Below are 2782 nucleotides of genomic sequence, written 5' to 3' on the forward strand. Positions count from 1 at the left end.
GAAGTATTCGCCTTTGGCATGCTTCGCGCCACGATGGCTGGCCAGTCGAGGGTGTTCATCCGCGCTGAGAAAAATATAGGGATAAGACTTGTCATCACGCAGCAAAACGTTATAGCGCGGCTGATAAAGCTTGATGTAGTTATGTTCGAGCAGCAGCGCTTCGGTTTCAGTGTGGGTGACCGTCACGTCTATCTGGTGAATGCTGGCCACCAGCGCTTCGGTTTTCCGGCTGCCCAGATCGCCACGGAAGTAGCTGGACAGGCGCTTTTTTAAATCTTTGGCTTTACCGACATAGATAACCGTGCCGCCAGCATCATACATGCGATAAACGCCTGGCTGGCTGGTGACCGTTTTCAGAAAAGATTTGGCATCAAAAACATCATTCACTACTGGTTAACGACTCCGCATTAAACAGCCCGTGCCGGATAGCCAGATGCGTTAACTCCACGTCACCGCTGATATTCAGCTTGCTGAACATACGATAGCGATAGCTGTTAACGGTCTTTGGACTCAGGCTGAGCTGTTCGGAAATATCTGCCACTTTCTGGCCCCTGGTGATCATCAGCATAATCTGTAATTCACGTTCCGACAAACAATCGAAGGGCGAGTCCGTTTTTTGCGGCTCGATCTGGCTGAGGGCCATCTGCTGGGCGATATCCGAAGCTATATAGCGTTGACCGGCATTGACCTGCCGAATCGCGCTGACCACCTCCTGCGGCGCGGCGCCCTTGCTGAGGTAACCTGCCGCCCCTGCCTGCATTACCCTGGCGGGCAACGGATTTTCGGTATGAATGGTCAACATAATGATTTTCACATCCGGGCTGTAGCGGACAATTTTCCGCGTGGCCTCCAGCCCACCGATACCGGGCATGTTCATGTCCATCAGCACGACCTCAACGTCATTGCTACGGCACCACTTTACGGCATCTTCGCCGCAGCAGGCTTCACCCACTACCTGGAAACCTTTGATGTCTTCCAGTATGCGTCGAATGCCAGCCCGTACCAGTTCGTGGTCGTCAACAAGAAGAACGCGTATCAAAAGGCCTCTCCAAATGGGTATTAACCGGGGGATGAATCATTAAAAGACCGTCTATTTTACCTCTTTTTCATTGTGGTTAGAATATAAAAAAACGCCTCTGCTACGCAGGCTTATTGCATGCCGTTCGCGCCAGGTGCCTGTATAGACGGGGTAAATATGATATACTCGTTGCTTAAATGTGTTATCAACACCTTAAAATCGCGCAGCCGATCCGTTAATAAAAAAACCAGGAGAAAATATGAGCGACACTGATTTTTCAACCAGTAAAGATACGCAAACTTTGGCCGAAGAGATGGCCTGCATGAAAGCGCTGGTTACATTTATGTTGAAAGGTATGGGTCAGGCCGATGCCGGTAAAGTCATTATTAACATGGAAAAATATATTGCCCAGCTGACGGATCGCCAGCAGGCAGACGTCTTCAGTAGCACAATTAGTCAAATCAAACAGGCATATCGCCAGTAAAACGCCAGGTAGTCAGCCCATTGTTTGCCGAACAGCAACGGGCTCGCTCAGCTTACGGGTAGCTTAGGGGCACAATGGGCTTAATCTTTAAAGCGGTTTTAGGTGCGCTGGTGGTGGTTTTAATTGGCGTACTGTCTAAAACGCGTAGCTATTATCTGGCTGGGCTACTGCCGCTCTTTCCTACTTTCGCTCTGATTGCTCACTATATCGTCGCCAGTGAACGCGGCGTTGAGGCCCTTCGCACCACTATCATTTTTGGGATGTGGGCCATCATCCCCTATTTTATCTATCTGCTGACGCTTTGGTATTTTGTCGGCATGATGCGAGTCCCCCTGGCGCTTGGCTGCGCCGTAGGGTGCTGGTGTCTCGCAGCGTGGCTGCTGATTACGCTATGGGCGCGTAGCCAGGCTTAGTATTAAGCCTGCCGTCCCCTACCGCTCCAGCTAACGGAAACGCCCAACGTTGGCAACACTTCTTCCGGGCTAAAACGACGTGCGCCACGGAATTTTTCCGCCAGGTTAGGCTGATTAACCGGGATCCTGACGGCAAAAAGGTTATCTTCAGACTGAATGACGCCGGCCGTTAACGGCTCATAAACCACCAGATGCTGTTCAAACATTCTTTCCAGCATGGGCGTGGCCGCGCTATAGAGATAGTCTACGCCCGATTGCTCAGCCAGCTGAACGCTGTGCCAGAGAATACTTAATGGCAATTCGGGGTCGACATCCAGACGAGCGGAAAAACGCGACATTTCCCAGGCGGCCTGCGGACGCTTTTCTGCGTTGTCTTTGTCCTGCCATTCCATCAGACGAGCGCAGCCGCAAATGCCTTGCTGTGCAGTCCAGGCGATTAACCAGACCACATCAGAGCGGTCAAAACGATCGTACTCCTGGCCGGGAGTGCTTAAACGTGATGGAATTGACCATCCTTCGCCGCGCGCAAAAACGCTATAGCGATAACTTCCTAATTCTGCCAGCAAAGAGGAAGGCATGTCCCTTAGCTTGGTCTGGATAATCTTCATCGTTAATCCTCTGTTGCATTCACTACTGAATGCCTTTCCATGTGGCTCAGGACTGGCAACCCCAGGCGCAGGGTAGACAACCGACCGGCAAGACGAAACTACTAAAATTGGTAGCTCTTATGGGTTAAAGTAGCCCGATAGCCGCAGCGTAAGAAGCCACCTGCGTTTTATTGGGGGCGTTGAACTTTCTTTGCATATTTTTCTGATGAAAATTAACAGTATGTGTCGAAATGGACAGGATCAAAGAGATCTCCGCTGC

Annotated in this window: 6 protein-coding genes; 2 read left to right on the plus strand and 4 right to left on the minus strand. The window is 50.9% G+C overall.

Annotation, left to right across the window (positions count from 1 at the left end; genetic code table 11):
* Both RTK32_RS20850 and uvrY read right to left on the minus strand, forming a co-directional pair.
* A partial coding sequence (locus RTK32_RS20850; protein ID WP_312047279.1) for a GIY-YIG nuclease family protein occupies positions 1 to 387 on the minus strand: 387 nt, incomplete at its 3' end.
* Positions 380 to 1039 (minus strand): UvrY/SirA/GacA family response regulator transcription factor, encoded by a 660-nt coding sequence (gene uvrY, locus RTK32_RS20855; RefSeq protein WP_312047281.1) that lies wholly within the window; start codon positions 1037 to 1039, stop codon positions 380 to 382. The genes uvrY and RTK32_RS20850, both read right to left, overlap by 8 nt.
* A gap of 238 nt (positions 1040 to 1277) precedes the next feature.
* Between uvrY and RTK32_RS20860 the strand changes: the two genes are divergently transcribed.
* Positions 1278 to 1502 (plus strand): DUF2594 family protein, encoded by a 225-nt coding sequence (locus RTK32_RS20860; protein WP_125288658.1) that lies wholly within the window; start codon positions 1278 to 1280, stop codon positions 1500 to 1502.
* Between the two features lie 74 nt (positions 1503 to 1576).
* Entirely contained in the window at positions 1577 to 1915 is a 339-nt protein-coding gene (locus tag RTK32_RS20865; RefSeq protein ID WP_312047283.1) for a GlpM family protein, read from the plus strand.
* Between the two features lie 2 nt (positions 1916 to 1917).
* On the opposite strand, the gene RTK32_RS20870 is transcribed toward RTK32_RS20865, so the two are convergent.
* Entirely contained in the window at positions 1918 to 2523 is a 606-nt protein-coding gene (locus tag RTK32_RS20870) for an autoinducer synthase (RefSeq protein ID WP_312047285.1), read from the minus strand.
* 124 nt (positions 2524 to 2647) lie between these two features.
* Positions 2648 to 2782: LuxR C-terminal-related transcriptional regulator (locus RTK32_RS20875; protein WP_312047286.1), on the minus strand; the 135-nt coding region annotated here is incomplete at its 5' end.

The sequence above is a fragment of the Erwinia sp. genome (assembly GCF_031978025.1).
Taxonomy (GTDB): Bacteria; Pseudomonadota; Gammaproteobacteria; order Enterobacterales; family Enterobacteriaceae; genus Erwinia.